The sequence below is a fragment of the Pseudomonas vlassakiae genome, from assembly GCF_014269035.2.
GTDB lineage: Bacteria > Pseudomonadota > Gammaproteobacteria > Pseudomonadales > Pseudomonadaceae > Aquipseudomonas > Aquipseudomonas vlassakiae.
In genome coordinates, this window is record NZ_JABWRP020000023.1 from 34997 (window position 1) to 54303 (window position 19307).

15 protein-coding genes and 1 pseudogene are annotated in these 19307 nt (G+C 64.6%); 11 read left to right on the forward strand and 5 right to left on the reverse strand.

All coding sequences use genetic code 11. The annotated features are described in order from the left end of the window. Positions 1–96: 96 nt before the first annotated feature. The 3 genes from HU738_RS22840 (at position 97) to HU738_RS22850 (ending at position 2137) form a co-directional block, all read left to right on the forward strand. Complete coding sequence (locus tag HU738_RS22840) at positions 97–996, forward strand: chemotaxis protein (protein WP_186604307.1); 900 nt, start codon at positions 97–99, stop codon at positions 994–996. A 98-nt stretch (positions 997–1094) separates the two neighbouring features. Then, the gene (locus HU738_RS22845; RefSeq protein ID WP_186604309.1) at positions 1095–1406 is read left to right on the forward strand and encodes a hypothetical protein; all 312 of its coding nucleotides are present in this window, start codon (positions 1095–1097) and stop codon (positions 1404–1406) included. Continuing rightward, positions 1403–2137: a YkgJ family cysteine cluster protein gene (locus HU738_RS22850; RefSeq protein ID WP_186604311.1), complete on the forward strand. Its 735-nt coding sequence runs from the start codon at positions 1403–1405 to the stop codon at positions 2135–2137. The genes HU738_RS22845 and HU738_RS22850 overlap by 4 nt, the downstream gene beginning before the upstream one ends. A gap of 64 nt (positions 2138–2201) precedes the next feature. On the opposite strand, the pseudogene HU738_RS26435 reads toward HU738_RS22850, so the two are convergent. Beyond that, positions 2202–2339 (reverse strand): annotated as a pseudogene (locus HU738_RS26435) (DUF3077 domain-containing protein); the annotation flags it as partial. 497 nt (positions 2340–2836) lie between these two features. Between HU738_RS26435 and HU738_RS22855 the strand changes: the two are divergent. The 7 genes from HU738_RS22855 to HU738_RS22885 all read left to right on the forward strand — a co-directional run bounded on the left by HU738_RS22855 (position 2837) and on the right by HU738_RS22885 (position 12761). Then, a complete protein-coding gene (locus HU738_RS22855) occupies positions 2837–4000 on the forward strand; it encodes an efflux RND transporter periplasmic adaptor subunit (RefSeq protein ID WP_186604313.1) in 1164 nt (387 codons plus the stop codon). Further along, on the forward strand, positions 3997–7089 hold the full coding sequence (locus HU738_RS22860; RefSeq protein ID WP_186604315.1) for a multidrug efflux RND transporter permease subunit: 3093 nt from the start codon (positions 3997–3999) through the stop codon (positions 7087–7089). The genes HU738_RS22855 and HU738_RS22860 overlap by 4 nt, the downstream gene beginning before the upstream one ends. A 9-nt stretch (positions 7090–7098) precedes the next feature. After that, positions 7099–7773: a heavy metal response regulator transcription factor gene (locus HU738_RS22865; RefSeq protein ID WP_186604317.1), complete on the forward strand. Its 675-nt coding sequence runs from the start codon at positions 7099–7101 to the stop codon at positions 7771–7773. Next, positions 7748–9160 carry a heavy metal sensor histidine kinase gene (locus HU738_RS22870; protein WP_186604319.1) on the forward strand — a complete coding sequence of 471 codons (1413 nt, stop codon included), beginning with the start codon at positions 7748–7750 and terminating at the stop codon, positions 9158–9160. The genes HU738_RS22865 and HU738_RS22870 overlap by 26 nt, the downstream gene beginning before the upstream one ends. Positions 9161–9292: 132 nt before the next feature. After that, the gene (locus HU738_RS22875) at positions 9293–9514 is read left to right on the forward strand and encodes a hypothetical protein (RefSeq protein WP_176506823.1); all 222 of its coding nucleotides are present in this window, start codon (positions 9293–9295) and stop codon (positions 9512–9514) included. A 204-nt stretch (positions 9515–9718) separates the two neighbouring features. Next, positions 9719–11053: an OprD family porin gene (locus HU738_RS22880; protein WP_186604321.1), complete on the forward strand. Its 1335-nt coding sequence runs from the start codon at positions 9719–9721 to the stop codon at positions 11051–11053. Positions 11054–11264: 211 nt separating this feature from the next. Further along, entirely contained in the window at positions 11265–12761 is a 1497-nt protein-coding gene (locus tag HU738_RS22885; protein WP_186604324.1) for a GGDEF domain-containing protein, read from the forward strand. Here the strand turns inward: HU738_RS22885 and HU738_RS22890 are convergent. Further along, the gene (locus HU738_RS22890; RefSeq protein WP_176506826.1) at positions 12758–13234 is read right to left on the reverse strand and encodes a ferritin-like domain-containing protein; all 477 of its coding nucleotides are present in this window, start codon (positions 13232–13234) and stop codon (positions 12758–12760) included. The two genes, HU738_RS22885 and HU738_RS22890, sit on opposite strands and share 4 nt — an antisense overlap. A gap of 201 nt (positions 13235–13435) precedes the next feature. Here HU738_RS22890 and HU738_RS22895 point away from each other — a divergent pair, with 201 nt between their 5' ends. Further along, the gene (locus tag HU738_RS22895) at positions 13436–13657 is read left to right on the forward strand and encodes a DUF3820 family protein (protein WP_186604353.1); all 222 of its coding nucleotides are present in this window, start codon (positions 13436–13438) and stop codon (positions 13655–13657) included. 104 nt (positions 13658–13761) lie between these two features. Here HU738_RS22895 and HU738_RS22900 read toward each other — a convergent pair whose 3' ends face one another. The 3 genes from HU738_RS22900 to ptsP are packed head-to-tail and all read right to left on the reverse strand — an operon-like array spanning position 13762 to position 19291. Beyond that, complete coding sequence (locus HU738_RS22900; protein WP_186604326.1) at positions 13762–15492, reverse strand: PTS fructose-like transporter subunit IIB; 1731 nt, start codon at positions 15490–15492, stop codon at positions 13762–13764. After that, positions 15489–16436 (reverse strand): 1-phosphofructokinase, encoded by a 948-nt coding sequence (gene pfkB, locus HU738_RS22905; protein ID WP_186604328.1) that lies wholly within the window; start codon positions 16434–16436, stop codon positions 15489–15491. Before pfkB ends, HU738_RS22900 begins: the two co-directional genes overlap by 4 nt. Next, positions 16436–19291, reverse strand: a complete 2856-nt coding sequence (ptsP, locus tag HU738_RS22910; RefSeq protein WP_186604330.1) for a phosphoenolpyruvate--protein phosphotransferase — start codon at positions 19289–19291, stop codon at positions 16436–16438. Before ptsP ends, pfkB begins: the two co-directional genes overlap by 1 nt. Positions 19292–19307 lie beyond the last annotated feature (16 nt).

Here is a 19307-nt window from a genome sequence, read left to right on the forward strand (position 1 = left end):
TGCATCGACCTGCTGATCGGTGCACTGACCAAAGGGCTAAAGAGCCGCCAAATCAGGCCGATAACCCGGCATTCCCCGTTTCCCACGAAGGTCACCATGGCCACGCAAAATGCCCGCGCGGACTCGCTGTCGCTGCTGCTGTTCACCCTGCGCAGCGGCAAGCTGATGGCAATCAACCTGCTCAAGGTCAGCGAGATCATTCCCTGCCCGCCACTGACCAAACTGCCCGAGTCGCACCCGCACGTGAAGGGCGTGGCGACCCTGCGCGGCAACCCGTTGTCGGTGATCGACCTGTCCCGGGCCATCGGCGAACGCCCGCTGGCCGACCCGGACGGCGGCTGCCTGATCGTCACCGAGATCAGCCGCTCGCGCCAAGGGCTGCACGTGCAAGCGGTAAGCCGCATCGTCCATTGCCTGAGCACCGACATCAAGCCGCCACCGTTTGGCTCGGGCAACCGCTCATTCATCACTGGCGTGACCCGGGTCGACAACACCCTGGTGCAGGTGCTGGACATCGAGAAGGTCATCCACGGCATCGCCCCGCCCGAGCCGGAGCCACATCCGGGCGAGCTGAGCGAGGAAGACGCCAGCCTGTTGGCCGCCGCCAACATCCTGGTGGTCGACGACAGCCAGGTGGCGCTGCAACAGTCGCTGCACACCTTGCGCAACCTCGGCATCGACTGCCACACCGCGCGCAGTGCCAAGGATGCGATGAACGTGCTGCTGGAGCTGCAGGGCACCGCGCAGGAGATCAACATCATCGTCTCGGACATCGAAATGTCCGAGATGGACGGCTACGCCTTCACCCGTACCCTTCGCGAGACCCCGGACTTCCAGCACCTCTACATCCTGCTGCACACCTCGCTGGACAGCGCCATGAGCAGCGAGAAAGCCAAGCTGGCCGGGGCCAATGCCATCCTCACCAAGTTCTCCTCGCCCGACCTGACCGACTGCCTGGTGACTGCGGCGCGGACCGTGGTGTTTGCCGAGCGCTGAAGCTCGTGTTGTCATATTCAGCGACAAACTCCCTGGCTTGCCGCCAGGGATGACTCGGGCATAATTCGCGCCCCTCGGACCCATTGCCGGAACCGCGTATGAAGTTTTTCAACTCTCTTCTGATCGCCTGCGCCCTGTTCAGCGGTGTCGCCCAGGCCTCCAGCAGCCAGGCCTGGAACGAGCAGCGCCAGCAGATGCTCAAGGCCTGCCTCAAGGCCAGCCAGTTCAAGGATCCGCACGCCCGCGGCAAACCGGCCGAGTTCGATGACCAGGTCGGTTTCAGTGCCCTGCTGATCGAAGGGGTTTATCCACAGAAGCACATGCAGCAACGCATCGGCACCGAGCTGTGCCTGTACGACCGCAAGCAGCAGCAGGCCTTCATCAGCGAATGGAACCCGGACGCCAAGTGAACGACAGCCTGCAGTTTGCCTGTACCGGTTGTGGCAAGTGCTGTACCGGCCACCATGTGCCATTGACCTTGGCCGAAGCCCGCCAGTGGGCTGCAGCGGGTGGCCAGGTGATCGTCTTGATCGAGGGCTTCGTCACCGATGGGCCGGGTATGCCGGCGGACCAGCGCGAGCATGTGCTGCGTCGCTCGTATCCGGTGCCTTGCGGCGGCAGCGAAGTGCGCGTTTCGGTAACTTTTGCTGCATTCAACCCGGGGCGCTGTCGAAACCTCGACGACAACGACCTGTGCACCATCTATGAAAGCCGACCGCTGGTCTGTCGCATCTACCCGGTGGAGATCAATCCGCATATTCCGCTGCGGCCAGAGAACAAGGACTGCCCACCCGAAGCCTGGGAACAAGGGCCCGAGCTGATTCATGGTGCGCTGCCGGTGGACCCCGCGCTGCTGGCGCTGGTGCAGGCTTCGCGGCAGGCGGATCGGGATGATATTGCGGCCAAGGTGGCCATTTGCGAGGCGCTGGGGATGACCACCAGCGCGCTCAAGGGCAATGGGTTTACTGCTTATCTGCCAGACATGACGGTGTTTGCCGGGGCGCTGGCTCAGGCGTCATCCGTGACCGGAGCTGAGTGGATGCTGCATGTGGAGCAGCCTGAGCTGGTGAATGAGTTGCGGGCTCGGGGGTTGCGGACCACTGCTGAAGCGCCGATCTACTATGCCTTCATTGGATTCTAGGTAAGCAGGTCCGGCCTCTTCGCGGGTAAACCCGCGAATGGGCCGCAAAGCGGCCCAACAACTGTCAGGCGCTGCGATTCAGGCCCATTTCCATATCATTGATCAGCGCCTTGGCCATGGCACTGAGAATCCGCGCAGCACTGCCTGCGATCAGGTTGCCTTCCATCTTAGATTGCGTCAGGGCCACCAGGTGCTTGCCACAACATCTTCAGCGCCTATGAGATCGAGCGCCGCCCGCGCGGCGCTTCGCGGGGCAAGCCCGCTCCCACAGTCTGTTTCGGGCCAATCTGTCCTGTGCAAGTACCAGCGCCTGCCTTGGTGCATGACTGAAGACAGATGAAAGCAACTGTGAATGACTGAAGACAGGTGAAGAGCAACTGCACCACCTCAGATATCAAAGGGGACAAACAAGGCGGACACTGGAGATCTCATAGGAGGGACTGGCCCGAAACAGACTGTGGGAGCGGGCTTGCCCCGCGAAGCGCCGCGCGGGCGGCGCTCGATTTAAGCATCACCACAGCACTCAAGGCAGGCACCCCAAAGCCACAACTACCTCCAGCCAAGCGCCAGGACCTCATTCCAGACCCACCCCAACCTGTCAGCGCTGTCAGCTAGCTGTCACGCTGCCGACCGGGTCACCGCGCTATAAACTCCAATACACAACTCCGTCCCAACCCCTTGGCCAAGGTGCCCGCGCCGATGCGACGTCCTTCCCGTTCCGTACTCCTCGCCGCGTTGGCACTGCTCGCCCTGGCAACCGCAGGCGTCTGGTATGCCCAGCGCCAGCCGGCCACCACACCGCGCGCCCAAACGGCGATCCCGGTGCGCGTGGTCAGCGTCGCCCAGCAGGACGTGCCGCGCTACGCCAGCGCCATCGGCTCGGTACTGTCCCTGCATAGCGTCGAAGTGCGACCACAGGTCGAAGGCGTGCTGACCCAGGTACTGGTCAAGGAAGGTCAATGGGTGAAGGAAGGCGACCTGCTCGCCACCCTCGATGACCGGGCAATCCGCGCCAGCCTCGACCAGGCCCGTGCCCAGCTCGACCAAAGCCAGGCGCAGATCCAGGTCGCCGGCGTCGACCTCAAGCGCTACCGCCTGCTCAGCACCGACGACGGCGTGTCCAAGCAGACCCTCGACCAGCAACAGGCCCTGGTCAACCAACTGCAGGCCACGGTCAAGGGCAACCAGGCGGCCATCGCCAATGCCGAGGTGCAGCTTTCGTACACGCAGATCCGCTCGCCCGTGACCGGACGAGTCGGCATCCGCAATGTCGACCCCGGCAACCTGGTGCGCAGCACGGATACCCAGGGCCTGTTCAGCGTCACCCAGATCGACCCGATCGCCGTCGAATTTGCCTTGCCACAACAGATGCTGCCAACCCTGCAGGCTTTGCTCAAGGCGCCAAGCCCGGCGCTGGTGCAGGCCTACATGGACGCCGATGGCGAACGCAACCTGCTGGGCGAAGGCCACCTGGCGTTGATCGACAACCAGATCTCGGCCAACACCGGCACGGTGCGGGTCAAGGCTGAGTTCGACAACAAGGACGGCCACCTGTGGCCGGGGCAACTGGTCACCATCCACCTGCGCACCGCGGTCGATGAAAACGCCCTGGTAGTGCCGCCGCCAGTGGTGCAGCGCGGCGTCGACGGGCACTTCGTCTACCGCCTGGACGGTGACAAGGTCACCAGCGTGCCGGTCAAGGTGCTGTATCAGGACAGCAGCCTGACGATCATCGCCGGGGTCAACCAGGGCGAGCGGCTGGTGCTCGACGGCCAGTCCCGGCTCAAGCCCGGTGCGCGGGTCGAGGTTACTCCGGACGCCCCACCACCGGCGGAAATGGCTGAGCACAGGAGCCAGCCATGAATACCCGCAACGGTCTATCCGCCTGGTGCATCGACCACCCGATCGCCACCCTGCTGCTGACCTTCGCCCTGGTGCTGCTGGGCGCCATCGCCTTCCCTAGGCTGCCGGTGGCACCGCTGCCCGAAGCGGATTTCCCGACCATTCAGGTCACCACCCAGCTGCCCGGAGCCAGCCCGGAAACCATGGCATCGTCGGTGGCCACGCCACTGGAGGTGCAGTTCAGTGCCATCCCCGGCATGACCCAGATGACCAGCAGCAGTGCGCTGGGCTCGACCACGCTGATCCTGCAATTCACCCTCGACAAGAACATCGACACCGCCGCCCAGGAAGTCCAGGCGGCGATCAACACCGCCACCGCACGCCTGCCCCGGGACCTGCCCAACCCGCCGACCTGGCGCAAGGTCAACCCAGCCGATAGCCCGGTCCTGGTGCTCACCGTCAGCTCCGCGCAGATGCCCGGCAATGACCTCAGCGACTACGCCGAAACCCTGCTGGCGCGCCAGCTCAGCCAGATCGAAGGGGTAGGCCTGATCAACATCACCGGCCAGCTGCGCCCGGCCATCCGCGTGCAAGCCCAGCCGGAAAAACTCGCCGCCATCGGCCTGACCCTGGCCGATGTGCGCCTGGCCATCCAGCAGACCAGCCTGAACCTGGCCAAGGGCGCGTTGTACGGCGAGCACAGCGTCTCGACCCTCGCCGCCAACGACCAGCTGTTCCACCCCGAGGACTACGCGCAACTCATCGTTTCGTACCGCGACGGCGCACCGGTGCACCTCAAGGACGTGGCCAAGGTCATCAAAGGCGCCGAGAACGCTTACGTCAAAGCCTGGTCCGGTGACCAGCCGGGGCTCAACCTGGTGGTGTTCCGCCAGCCCGGGGCGAATATCGTCGACACCGTCGACCGGGTGCTGGCGGCGCTGCCCAAGCTGCAGGAAATGCTCCCGGCCTCCATCGAAGTGTCGGTGCTGCAGGACCGCACCCAGACCATCCGCGCCTCGTTGCACGAGGTGGAGCTGACCCTGATGATCGCCGTGGCCCTGGTGATCGGGGTGATGGCGCTGTTCCTGCGCCAGTGGTCGGCGACCCTGGTGGTGTCCAGCGTGCTCGGCGTGTCGCTGATCGCCAGTTGCGCACTGATGTATGTGCTGGGCTTCAGCCTCAACAACCTCACCTTGGTGGCCATCGTCATCTCGGTGGGCTTCGTGGTGGACGACGCCATCGTCGTGGTGGAGAACATCCACCGCCACCTGGAGGCCGGTGACGACAGCCGCACGGCGGCGCTCAAGGGCGCGGGGGAAATCGGCTTCACCGTGGTGTCGATCAGCTTCTCACTGATCGCCGCGTTCATCCCGCTGCTGTTCATGGGCGGCGTGGTCGGCCGGCTGTTCAAGGAGTTCGCCCTGACCGCCACCTCGACCATCCTGATCTCGGTGATGGTGTCGCTGACCCTGGCGCCCACCTTGTGCGCGCTGTTCATGCGCCGCCCGCCCGGCGAGCACCACGGTGGCTTCGGCGAGCGCCTGGTGAAGTGGTACGAAAAAGGCCTGGACCGTGCCCTCGCCCACCAGCGCCTGACCCTTGCCGTGTTCGGCGTGACCCTGGCCCTGGCGGTGGTCGGTTACGTCGGCATCCCCAAGGGCTTCTTCCCGCTGCAGGACACCGGTTTCATCCTCGGCACCACCGAGGCGGCGGCGGATGTGTCGTACCCGTCGATGGTCGAGAAGCACCTGGCGCTGGCGAAGATCATCGGTGACGACCCGGCAGTGCAGGCGTACTCGCACTCGGTGGGCGTCACCGGCAGCAACCAGACCATCGCCAATGGCCGTTTCTGGATCGCCCTCAAGCCACGCGGTGAGCGTGACGTGTCGGCCAGCGAGTTGATCGACCGCCTGCGGCCGAAACTGGCGCAGGTACCGGGCATCGTCCTGTACATGCGTGCCGGCCAGGACATCAACCTCAGTTCCGGCCCGTCGCGCACCCAGTACCAGTACGTGCTCAAGAGCAACGACGGCGTGGCCCTGAACCTGTGGACCCAGCGCCTGACCGACCGCCTGCGGGAAAACCCGGTGTTCCGCGACCTGTCCAATGACTTGCAACTGGGCGCCAGCGTCACCCGCATCGACATCGACCGCCAGGCTGCGGCGCGTTTCGGCCTGACCACCACGGATGTCGACCAGGCGCTGTACGATGCCTTCGGTCAGCGGCAGATCAGCGAATTCCAGACCGAGACCAACCAGTACAAGGTGATCCTCGAGCTGGACGCCAGGCAGCGCGGCAAGGCCGAGAGCCTGAACTTCTTCTACCTGCGCTCGCCGCTGACCAACCAGATGGTGCCGCTTTCGGCCCTGGCGCATGTCGCGCCACCCAGTACCGGCCCGCTGTCGATCAGCCACGACGGCTTGTTCCCGGCCGCCAACCTGTCGTTCAACCTGGCCCCCGGCGTGGCCTTGGGCGATGCGGTGACGATCCTCGAACGCACCCAGCGCGAACTGGGCATGCCCGACTCGATCAGCGGCAATTTCCAGGGCGCGGCCCAGGCCTTCCAGAGTTCCCTGGCAAGCCAACCCTGGCTGATTCTCGCCGCGCTGGTGGCGGTGTACATCATTCTCGGCGTGCTCTACGAGAGCTTCGTCCATCCCCTGACCATCATCTCCACCCTGCCCTCGGCCGGGCTCGGGGCGTTGATACTGCTCTGGGGCATGGGCCAGGACTTCAGCATCATGGGCCTGATCGGCGTGGTGCTGCTGATCGGTATCGTCAAGAAGAACGGCATCCTGCTCATCGACTTCGCCCTCGAAGCCCAGCGCCACCAGGGCATGACACCCGAGCAGGCGATACACCAGGCGTGCCTGACGCGCTTCCGGCCGATCATCATGACCACCCTCGCCGCCCTGCTCGGCGCGGTGCCGCTGATGTTCGGCTTTGGCGCCGGCGCCGAGCTGCGCCAGCCACTGGGCATCGCCGTGGTCGGCGGTTTGCTGGTGAGCCAGGCGCTGACACTGTTTACCACCCCGGTCATATACTTGGCCCTGGAGCGCCTGTTCCATCGCCGCCAGGCCGCCCGTGCGGCGGCGCCAAGTGCCAGCTAGGACAAGACCATGCGTGTGCTGATCATCGAAGACGAAGAAAAAACCGCCGACTACTTGCACCGCGGCCTGACCGAGCAGGGCTTTACCGTCGACCTTGCGCGCGATGGCATCGATGGCTTGCACCTGGCCCTTGAAGGCGACTACGCAGTGATCGTGCTCGACGTGATGCTGCCGGGCCTGGATGGCTACGGCATACTGCGCGCACTACGGGCGCGCAAGCAGACGCCGGTGATCATGCTCACCGCCCGCGAGCGCGTCGAAGACCGCATCCATGGCCTGCGCGAAGGCGCCGACGATTACCTGGGCAAGCCGTTCTCTTTCCTTGAACTGGTCGCCCGGCTGCAGGCCCTGACGCGCCGCAGCAGCACCCACGAACCGTTGCAGATCCAGGTCGGCGACCTGTGGATCGACCTGATGGCGCGCAAGGCCAGCCGCGCCGGCCAGCGCCTGGAACTCACCGCCAAGGAATTCTCGCTGCTCAGCGTGCTGGCCCGGCGCCAGGGCGAAATCCTTTCCAAGACCGCTATTGCCGAGCTGGTCTGGGACATCAACTTCGACAGCGACGCCAATGTCGTCGAGGTGGCGATCAAGCGCCTGCGCGCCAAGCTCGACGGGCCGTTCGACAACAAACTGCTGCACACCATCCGAGGCATGGGTTATGTCCTGGAAAACCGCGCCGCTTAACTCCATCGCCCTGCGCCTGTCGGCGCTGTTCATCCTGGTGGCGCTGGGGGTATTCGTGCTGATCGGCTCGGCGCTGTACCGCCAGGTCGACCGCAGCCTCGACCTGCTGCCGGCGGCCGAACTGGATGCGCGTTTCAGCGTGCTCGAGTCCACCCTCAACCGCTTCGGCACACCTGAGCACTGGGCGAAGATCAACAACAAGCTCAACCTGCTCAGCGAGGAAGACAAGCGCATCCGCTTCTGGGTGGTCAGCAGCAACCCGGCCTACGAGTACGGCCAGCCCAGCGAGTTGGTCCGCGCCTTTGCCGAAGGCCCGCAGGGCATGCGCGACCTGCACCTGCCCGACCACCTCTACCCGTACAAGGTGCTGGTCAGCGAACTGCCGTCCCTGGGCGAGCGCCCGCCGCTGCGCTTTCTGATCGGCATCGACACCGAGACCTTCTGGCAGGCCCAGCACAGCCTGCTGGTGGCCATTGTCGGCCTGGCCGTGCTCGGTGTGCTGCTGGCTTCGGTGCTGGGTTACTGGGTGGCGCGCATCGGCCTGCGGCCGCTGCTGGCGCTGTCCAATGAAGCCCAGGCACTGGCACCGCCGCGCCTGGATGGCCGCTTGCAGACGCACAACCTGGCACCGGAACTGGCGCAGTTCGCCGGTGCCTTCAATGCCGCCCTGGACCGGGTAAGCCAGGCCTATTCGCGGCTGGAAGCCTTCAATGCCGACGTTGCCCATGAACTGCGCTCACCGCTGACCAACCTGATCGGCCAGACCCAGGTCGCGCTCACCCGTGGGCGCAGTGCGGAGCATTACTTCGAAGTGCTGCAATCAAACCTGGAAGAGCTGGAGCGCCTGCGCAGCATCATCAACGACATGCTGTTCCTCGCCAGCGCCGACCAGGGCAGCAAGGCCACCGCCCTGACCCAGGCCTCGCTGGCCGAGGAAGTGGCCACCACCCTCGATTACCTCGACTACATCCTCGAAGATGCTCAGGTCAGCGTCACCGTCAGCGGCGACGCCTATGCCCCCATCGAAAAGGCCCAGCTGCGCCGGGCGTTGATCAACTTGCTGAACAACGCCGTGCAGCACACGGCGCCAAACCGGGTGATCGAGGTGCAGATCGAGGCCGGGCCTGAACAGGTCTGCATTGCCGTAAGCAACCCGGGGCCGGCCATTGATGCTGAGCACCTGCCGCTGTTGTTCGAGCGTTTCTATCGCGTGGATGCGGCGCGCAGCAATAGCGGCGGTAGCAACCATGGGTTGGGGTTGGCAATCGTCAAGGCGATCGCGTTGATGCATGGCGGGGAGGTTTTCGTGCGTAGCGCTGCCGGTGCCAACACCTTTGGCATTCGCTTGCCAAGTGCTCAAGGACGCGGGTTTCCGGCCAAAGTCTAATTGCTTTTCGCAGCGATCATTACTTTTTGCGCAACAGTGCTTATCGCCAAACACGCTGTTTCCTGGGCATTAAACGGACTAACTTTATCCCCGTCCTCATAGCACTTGCCCCGCAAGAAGGTAGTTTTAAACATGTCCAACAGTATGGGTATTGCCAGCGTTTTCGTTCTGTCGTCCCTGTTGTTGTCGCCCCTGGCCATGGCCGAAGAATCCCCGGCTTTCGTTGCTCGCACTGCAGAACTTGCCGCTGTTCATCAAGACGCCCGCGAAGCCGTGGCACACAAGGCTGACGCCGGAAAAGACGCAGAACAGACCGCTTCGAAAGTTTCCAGCGACGCCAATGTCGACAGCTGATCGCACATCGCACTCGCTCCCGTTTTCCCTTGGCTACGCCATGGGCACCGTTGGTGCCGATATGTTAGCCTTTTAAAGCCGCTGCCGATCAGCGGCTTTTTTTATGTGCGCTAACTCTCAGCCCCGCTGTAACGTACCCCTATAAAAAGATGCACATTCAAAAATAACAATCGCCCCACCGCCAGACCAAAGGAGCTAGTACCGGTGCCTTCCGCGTTTCGTTTGACCCCGCTGTTCATTGCATTGACTGCAACGATCCCCTTCGCCGCCCAGGCAGATGAAGACAAGGCTGATGGCTTCATCCAAGGTTCATCCTTCAACCTGCATTTTCGTAATGCCTACTTCAACCGCGACAACCACAACGCCGACGTGCGCGACACCCGCGAGTGGGGCCAGGGCGCGGTAGCGCGTTTCGAATCCGGCTACACCCCGGGCGTGGTCGGCTTCGGCCTCGACGCCCACGCCATGCTGGGCCTGAAGCTCGACGGCGGTGGCGGCCATGCCGGCACCAGCATCCTGCCCGAGCACATCAAGGACAACGGTGAACTGGGCGCTGCCCCGCACTCGTTCTCCACCGCTGGTGCAGCGGTCAAGCTCAAGGCGTTCGACACCGAGTTGAAAGCCGGTGACCTGTTCATCACCAACCCGGTGATCGCGGGCGGTGAAACCCGCATGCTGCCGCAGACCTTCCGCGGCGTGAGCCTGACCAACCACAGCATCGATGGCCTGCTGCTCGAAGGCGGCCAGGTCAGCTTCACCCACCCCTATAACCAGAGCGGCCACCGTCGCATCGACACCTATTACGGCTCCCTGGACGAACACGACAAGAGCAAGCACCTGAACTGGGCGGGTGCGTCGTGGAGCGGTACCGAGAACATCACCACCAACCTGTACGCGGCCGAGCTGAAGGACATCTGGAACCAGTACTACGCTGACTTCGACTACACCTACGTGGTCAACGACCTGGTCAGCCTCAACCCAGGCGTGCACTTCTATCACACCCAGGACACCGGCCAGGCGCTGCTGGGCAAGATCGACAACAACACCTACAGCGTGCACTTCACGGTCAACGCCGGTTACCACAGCGTCACTGCCGCCTACCAGCGGGTCAACGGCAACACGCCGTTCGACTACATCAACCTGGGCGACAGCGTGTACCTGGACAACTCGCGCATGTATTCGGACTTCAACGCCCCCAACGAGCGGTCGTGGAAGCTGCAGTACGACTACAACTTCGCCGGTATCGGCATCCCGGGCCTGAGCACCTCGCTGTCGTACTCGCGCGGTGAGGCAGACCTGACCAAGGCCACCCAGGACACCAGCCACTACGACTACTACCGCGCCGATGGCAAGAACGCCATGCACTGGGAGCGCGACCTGGATGTGAAGTATGTATTCCAGCAAGGCGATCTGAAGGACCTGGCGGTGCAGCTGCGCTACGCCACCCACCGTGGTAGCCAGGGCTATGCATCGATCGACAGCAACAGCGACAACGACGAACTGCGAGTGATCGTCGATTACCCGCTGAACATTTTCTGACCTGAAATCGCAGTCCTCTGTGGGAGCGGGCTTGCCCCGCGAAGCAGGCAACGCGTTGCATGGCACCGGCTCTGCCGGTGTTCGCGGGGCAAGCCCGCTCCCACAGTACAACTCACCGCCACACGATTCCGTCGGACAAATCTTGTTCGACAATCCGCGCTTGCCTAGAATGTCGACCGCCGCAAATGGCCCTGCCCCAGCAGTAGCGCGCATGCCCACTCGATCTTCGCGTTTCGCACTCTACAGGTCGCACCCCGAGCTGACCCTCAACCTGGGCAGTTGCCTTGCCGTGCTCGCCATCGTGACGATCGTCAGTTACTTGCTGGCCCGCGAACGCGACAGCGTCGAGCAGTCGGCGATTCGCTCGTCGAACAACATCGTGCAGTTGATCGAAAGCGACATCCTGCGCAATGTCGAACTCTACGACCAATCGTTGAAGGGCCTGATCTGGGCCGTCAACCGCAAGGAACTGCAGGAGATATCCGGCCCCCTGCGCCAGCGTCTGCTGTTCAATGAAGCCTTGGTCGACCGCAAGCGCGGCGATGTATTGTGGCTGGACAAGCAAGGCAATGTGGTCGGTGATTCCATCAACGCTGTGCCACGCAAGGCCAACCTGGCCGGCACTCGGGTGTTCCAGGCGCACCTGCAGGATCCCAACCTTGGCTTGCTGGTAGGGCCGCCTTTCAAGGACCATTTGGGCGCAATGGGCTGGTGTATCAGCTTCAGCCGCCGTATCAATGGGCCTCAGGGCGAATTTGCCGGTCTCGCCATCGGTGCCTTGCGCCTTTCCTATTTCAGCGAGCTGTTCCGCCGCCTGGATATCGGCGAAGAAAGCAGCATCAACCTGTTCAATGTCGACGGCCTCCTGCTCGCCCGCGAACCTTCGCGGCCACTTGATCCGGATATTAATGCGAACTACCGGGAGCGGCCGAATTTCCAGCGCATTCTCAGCGAGCACAGTGGCAGCTTCACCGCCCGATCCGGCAGCACCCGTTCCGCCCGCATCTACACCTTCGCCAGGGTCGCCGACCTGCCGCTGATCGTGCTGGTGGTGCATTCCGCCGACGAGGTATTCCAGTCCTGGCGACGGACCGCGATTCTGGTCAGCGTCGCGACCGGTGGGCTGTGTATCGGCATTCTCTGGCTGACCTTGCTGCTGGGACGCGAATTGCGCCGTCGGCACGAGGCCGAACTAGGCCTGGCGACCCTTGCCGCCACGGACAGCCTGACCGGGCTGGCCAACCGTCGCCGGCTGGATCAGGTGCTGCGGCAGGAATGGTCACGTGCCCTGCGCAACCGCAAACCGTTGGCAGTGCTGATGGTGGATATCGATCATTTCAAGGCATTCAACCAGCGTCACGGCCACGCCGGCGGCGATCACGCGTTGCGCGAGGTGGCCCATACGCTGCAACAGTGCATCCGCCGCCCTGCTGACCTGGCGGCACGTTACGGCGGAGAGGAATTCCAGGTGGTCTTGCCTGAAACCGGATTGAGCGGCGCATTACTGCTGGCTGAAAGCATCCGCGTCCGCGTGGAAGGGTTGGCGCCATTCGGCGACGATGCGCGCTCGGTTACCGTCAGCATTGGGGTCAGTGTCTTCATCCCCGGCACCCAGCAGGACCTGGCGCAGGTGCTGGGTGCTGCGGATGAAGCCCTCTACCGGGCCAAGGCCAATGGCCGTAACCGGGTAGAAGGGCCACTCGATTAGGAGCGTGCGCGGGCCGCGTTACGCAGCGCCTTCACCTGGTCATGGTTGCGCTGTACGCCCTGCAGTTGCTTTTCCACCAGCGCGTAGCTCTGATCGCTGGCCTGGCGGCCCAGCTTGACCAGTTTCTCACGGGCTTCCTTGTAGGCCTTGAGGGCATGGTCTTCGCCGCGCTCGACTTCATTGAGCACCGCTTCCTCATCCTTGCCGGTGACCAACGACTTGAGATTGACCCAGCCGCGGTGCAGATCACCGCTGATGCTGGTGGAGGTTTCCGGGTCACCGCCCAGGCGGCGCACTTCACTCTGCAGCTCGGCTGCGGCATTGGCGCACTCACCGGCACGCTGGACGAAGAACGCCTTGAGTTCGGGGTTCTTCACATCATCGGCCGAGGCCTTGAAGCCCTTTTCGCCATCCTTGCTGTACTCGACCAGGTCGTTGAGCACGTCGATCACGTCTTTGTTGGGGTTGCTCATGGCACAAACTCCTTGGCAGGTGATAGTCACCATTACCAGAGCAGCCTTCATGCCAAGCCAAGCAATGAAATTAAGCCCTTCAAAATCAGTAAGTTACTAATTAGCCAGGGAAGGAGCGAAACGGCGTTATGCATGATTGCCGCTTGGGTGGTCGTGCAGATTGCAGTATGGTCGCCGCACACTCATAGCCAGGCTTCGTCGATGAAACCGGAAATGCTTGAACTGCTGGTTACCCGCAGCATGCCTTTTGGCAAATACCAGGGACGGATCATTGCCGACCTGCCAGGGGATTACCTGGCGTGGTTCGCACGCAAAGGGTTTCCGCCGGGGGAGCTGGGAGGGCTGCTGGCGTTGATGCACGAGATCGACCATAACGGCCTGGGCGATCTGCTGGTGCCGTTGCGGCAGAAGCATCGGCGCTAGCCTGTCATGGCCCTTCGCGGCTAAAACCGCTCCTTCGGGGATAACGCTAATCCCTGCAGGAGCGGCTTTAGCCGCGATAAGGCCGGCAAAGCCAATGAAAGGCCCTAGCCTTTCACCGGCGCAACAGCCAACTCCACCCGCTCGCTCTTCTTGATCACTGCGTACACCACAGCCGTCACCAGGCTACCCGCGACAATGGCCAGCAGATACAACAATGCATGGTTGATCGCGTTAGGGATCAGCAACACGAACAGCCCGCCATGCGGTGCCATCAGCTTGCAGCCGAAGTACATCGACAACGCGCCGGTCAATGCACCACCGGCAATGCTCGCCGGGATCACCCGCAACGGGTCCTTGGCCGCGAACGGGATCGCCCCTTCGGAGATGAAGCACAGCCCCAGCGCCAACGCCGCTTTGCCCGCCTCGCGCTCACTCTGGGCGAACTTGCGCCGCGCGAGGAAGGTGGCGATGCCCAGGCCGATCGGCGGGACCATGCCAGCGGCCATGGTCGCCGCCATCGGTGCATAGCTTGAAGAGGCCAGCAGCCCCACCGAGAAGGCATAGGCGGCCTTGTTGATCGGCCCCCCGAGGTCCACGCACATCATGCCACCCAGCAGCAACCCGAGCAGGATGGCGTTGGTGGTGCCCATGCTGTCGAGGAACTGCGTCAGCCCTTCGAGCATCGCCGCCACCGGCTGACCGACCACATAGATCATCACCAGGCCAGTGAACAGGCTGGCCAGCAGCGGGATGATCAGGATCGGCTTGAGTGCCTCCAGGCTGCTCGGCAGGCGCGCCCAGCGGGCGATGGCCTTGGCGCTGTAGCCGGCGAGAAAGCCGGCAACGATGCCGCCAATGAAACCGGCACCCAAGGTGCTGGCCAGCAGCCCGCCGATCATGCCCGGCGCCAGCCCCGGGCGGTCGGCGATGGACCAGGCGATGTATCCGGCAAGCAGCGGCACCATCAACTTGAATGCTGCCTCGCCTCCGATCTGCATCAGCGCGGCCGGCAGGGTGCCCGGCTGCTTGTAGGCCTCGATGCCGAACACGAATGACAGGGCAATCAGCAAGCCACCCGCAACCACCATCGGCAGCATGAACGAGACACCGGTGAGCAAGTGCTTGTAGACGCCGCTTTTCTCAGCCTGGGCCGGTGCCGCTGCTGCTGCATCCCCAACACTTTCAACCTTGGCTTCTACCAAGGCCTTTTCCAGGGTCGCATGCGCCTGCTTGAGAGCGATACCGGTGCCGCAACGGTAGATGCGCTTGCCCGCAAAGCGTGCCGTCGGCACCTCAATGTCCGCCGCCAGCAGCACCACATCGGCCTGCGCGATGGCCTGGGCCGACAGCGGGTTACGCGCACCGACCGAGCCTTGGGTCTCGACAGTAAGCTGGTAACCGCATTGTTGCGCCGCCTGTTGCAAGGCTTCGGCAGCCATGAAGGTATGAGCCACGCCGGTCGGGCAGGCGGTCACCGCGACAATCCGTACAGCCGCTGAAGGGGCGACGCCAACCGGTTGCGCGGCCAGCACCGTGGCCTTGCCTGCCGCCTCCTCGAGAAAGCCCTCGCGGTCGGCCAGGGCCTGGGCCGGGGTACTCTGGTACACGCGCTTGCCGGTGAAACGCGCGAGGTCGACCGGGCCGGTGCTGACCACCAGCACCCAATCGGCCTCGGCGATCTGCGCAGGCGTCAGTTGGCGTTCAGGATGTTCGGCATCCTGCACTTCGACACTGGTGCTCCAGCCGCGGCGCTGGGCGGCAGCCGCCAGCAGGCGGGCACTGAGCACGCTGGACACCTGCCCATTGGGGCAGGCGGTGACGATGGCGATGTTCATCGGCAACCCTCTTGTTGTTCTGTCAGTTGCACGGCGGCTTCAAGGCGCACCAGCTGCTCGTGGTCGCAGATGCCGAAGCCGACCTGGGTCACCGCCTGTGCGGCGATGGCGGTGGCGCGGCGCAAGGTCTGCTGCGGGCTTTCCGCTGCCAGCAGGCCATGGACCATGCCCGCGACCAGCGAATCTCCCGCGCCCACGGTACTGGCTACCCGCACCTGCGGCGGCCGCGCCTGCAGCGCGTGGCCAGCGGCGAACCAGCTCACGCCCTGCTCGCCCGCCGACACCACCACATGCTCGACACCGCTGGCCAGCAGTTGCTGGGCCGCGGCACGTTGCTCGGCGGTGGTTTGCACGGCCAGACCGAGCACTTCGCCCAACTCTTCGGTATTGGGTTTGACCAGCCAGGGGGCACTCTGCAGGCCAGCACGCAATGCCTCGCCACTGCTGTCGAGCGCCACCTTGAGCCCTTGCTGCCGCAGCTGTTCAAGCAGCTGGCGGAACCACTCGGGGCTGACCCCGCGCGGCAGGCTGCCGGCGACCACCACCGCGTCGTGCCCGGGCGCGACCTGCTGCAAGCGGCGCAACAACTCGGCGCGGTCGGCATCGTCGACCTCCGGCCCCTGGCCGTTGATGTCGGTGACCCGGCCATCGGCCTCGACCAGCTTGAGGTTGCTGCGGGTTTCGCCGGCCACCCGCACGAAGCAGTCGGCAAACCCGCGCCGGGCGATCAGCGCTTCGAACGGTTGCAGGTTGTCGCGGCCCAGAAAGCCCCCGACGGTAACGCTGTGGCCCAGATCAGCCAGCACCTGGGCCACGTTCAGGCCTTTGCCTGCAGCGTGGCTTTGCTGGGCCTGGGCACGGTTGACGTGGCCTGGGCGCAAGGCGTCGAGGCTGACGGTAATGTCCAGCGCCGGGTTCAGGGTCAGGGTGAGAATCTTGGCCATCAGTAACGCTCCACCAGCGCGCGAACCGCCGCAGCGCTGTCCTGTTGCAAGGCCTCGCGCGCCAGGGCGCGGGCCGTCTGGTGATCCACCTGGCGCACCAGGGCTTTGACTTCGGCAATGCTGCGGGCGGCGACGCTCAGCTCGTCGACATCCAGGCCCAGCAGCACGGCAACCGCTTGCGGGTCGGCAGCCAGTTCGCCGCATACGCCCACCCACTTGCCTTCGGCGTGGGCAGCGCGCACGGTCATGTCGATCAGGCTCAGCACCGCCGGGTGCAGGCCGTCGGCCTGGGCAGAAAGGCTCGGATGGCCACGGTCGATAGCCAGGGTGTACTGGGTCAGGTCGTTGGTACCGATACTGAAAAAGTCCACTTCACGGGCCAGCTGCGGCGCCAGCAAGGCGGCGGACGGCACCTCGACCATGATCCCGACCTGCAGGTCGGCAACCGGGATTTCCAGGCGCAGGCGCTCGACCATCGCGCGCGCTTCGCGCCATTCGTGGATCTGCCCGACCATGGGGAACATGATGCGCAAGGGAAGCTGATCGGCGGCGCGCAGCAAAGCGCGCAGCTGGTCTTCCATGATCTGCGGGCGTTGCAGGGTCAGGCGCACGCCGCGCACGCCGAGGAACGGGTTTTCCTCGGCATCGATCGGCCAGTACGGCAATGGCTTGTCGCCCCCCACATCGAGCGTGCGCACGACCAGTGGCCGGCCGCCGAGGCCATCGAGCACGCGGCGGTATTCCGCTTCCTGGGTAGCCACGTCGGGTGCCTGCGAATGGGCCATAAAGATCAGCTCGGTACGCAGCAGGCCAACGCCTTCGGCACCTTGGTCCACCACCTTGTCGATGCCACTGCTCTCGCCGATATTGGCGAACACTTCGACGGCATGGCCATCGCGGGTTACCGCCGGCTCATGGCGCTGGGCCCAGGCGGCTTGCAGGCGTTGTTCGCGCAGGTCACGCTCTGCCAGGGCGCGCTGCAGCTGGTCGGCGGGCGGCGCGATGCTGACCGTGCCACGCTGGCCGTCGAGCAACAGCGGGGTGCCGGACGCGAGCAGCAGGATCGCCGGGCCCGCGCCGACTACCGCCGGGATACCCAGGGCACGGGCCACGATCGCGCTGTGCGCGGTGGCGCCGCCGTAGGCGGTAACGATGCCAGCGACACGGGCCGGGTCCAGGCGGGCGACATCGGATGGGCCTACCTCGCCCATCACCAGCACATAGGGTTGCTCCGGCTCGGCCTGGGCCGGCACGCCACACAGCTGGGCCAGTACCCGGCGGCCAATGTCGCGCAGGTCGGCAGCACGCTCGGCCAGCAGGGCATCGTGCAGCGCTTCCTGCTGGCGCGCTGCCGCTTCGATCACCGCCATCCAGGCGGCCGCCGCGCTCTCGCCCTGTGCCAGGCGAGCGTCGACATCGTCGCTCAGGGCCGGGTCGGCGAGCATTTCCTGATGGGTGACGAAGATCTCGCCAATCGACGGGTCGCTGCGCTGCACCAGCGCCTGCAATTCGCCGTTCACGGCCTCCAGTGCATCGCGGAGTTTCAAGCGCTCCTGAGCGGGCGACTCGCCACGCAGTGGGTAGTCGATTTCGCGTTCGACGCAGACATGCGCCGGCCCGCTGGCAATCCCGGGGGATGCACTGACCCCCTGGACGCGGCTGCCGGCAGCAGGCGCCTGAAGCGGTGCGGCCGCACTGGCGACCACTGCACCAGGGGTGGTTGGCAGCAGCGGCTCAACCGCTTCGCCCAGGCCCTGCTCGATCGCGGCCAGCAGCACTGGCAAGGCATCGGCGGCGATCGACGGTTCAGCGATCAACTCAAGTTCCTGACCGCGGCGGGCGCCGAGGCTGAGCAGTTTGCTCAGGCTCTTGATCGACACCGCCGGCTGCGCGCTGTCGAGCACACGCACACGGATATCGCCCTCGAAGCCCTTGGCCAGTTGCGCCAACACCTTCGCCGGGCGAGCGTGCAGCCCATGCGGGTTGGCCAGCACGATCCGCACACTGGGCCAGTCAGCCGGAGCCTCGCCGCCCAGCACCTCCAGCACGGCGCGGCTGCTGGTGGCCTGGTAGAGGGTTTGCCCACGGCCTTCGATGAGCACTTCGCACAGGCGCTCAAGCAGCGCCTGATGGGCCGCACCGAGGCTGGCCAGGCAGAACAGGCCATTGAGCGGCTGGTCGCGATAACGCAGGGGCTGCTGCGGGGTGATGAAGGCAAGGCCCGGTTGACGCACCTGGCGCTCGCTGTGCAGCCACCACAAGCCCTCACCCAGTGGCAGGGGGTCGGCCTGTTGCAGCACGGCAGCGAAGCCGCTGTCGACACAACCGGCGCGCTGCAGCAGACGCGCACCGCGCCAGGCCAGCTCGTCGAAATCTTCGGCCGGCAGGTTCAGGCCGACCAGCTGCGCATCCAGCGCCAGTTCCTGCGGCGCACCTTGCAACAGTTTGAGCAACGCTTCGGCAGAGCTGGCCCGGCGCAACGCCTCGGCCAGGTCGGTTTCACCGAGGGCACGGGTCAGCAGCTGCAGCAGGCGCAGATGTTCGTCGGAACGGGCAGCAATGCCAATGGCCAGGTAGACGATCTGGCCATCCCCCCAGTCCACACCTTCAGGGAACTGCAGCAGGCGCACGCCGGTGGCGAACACCAGATCGCGCGTTTGCGGGGTGCCATGCGGGATGGCGATGCCCTGGCCAAGAAACGTCGAGCCTTGCGCTTCACGCGCCTGCAGGCCGTCGAGATAACCGTCGGCAACCAGGCCGTCGGCAACCAGCTGCTCCGCCAGCAGGCGCAGCGCCGCTGACTTGTCGGCGGCCTTCTGGCCCATGGCTATCTGCTCTTTGGCGAGCTCGAGCATGACCTTCTCCTTTTGC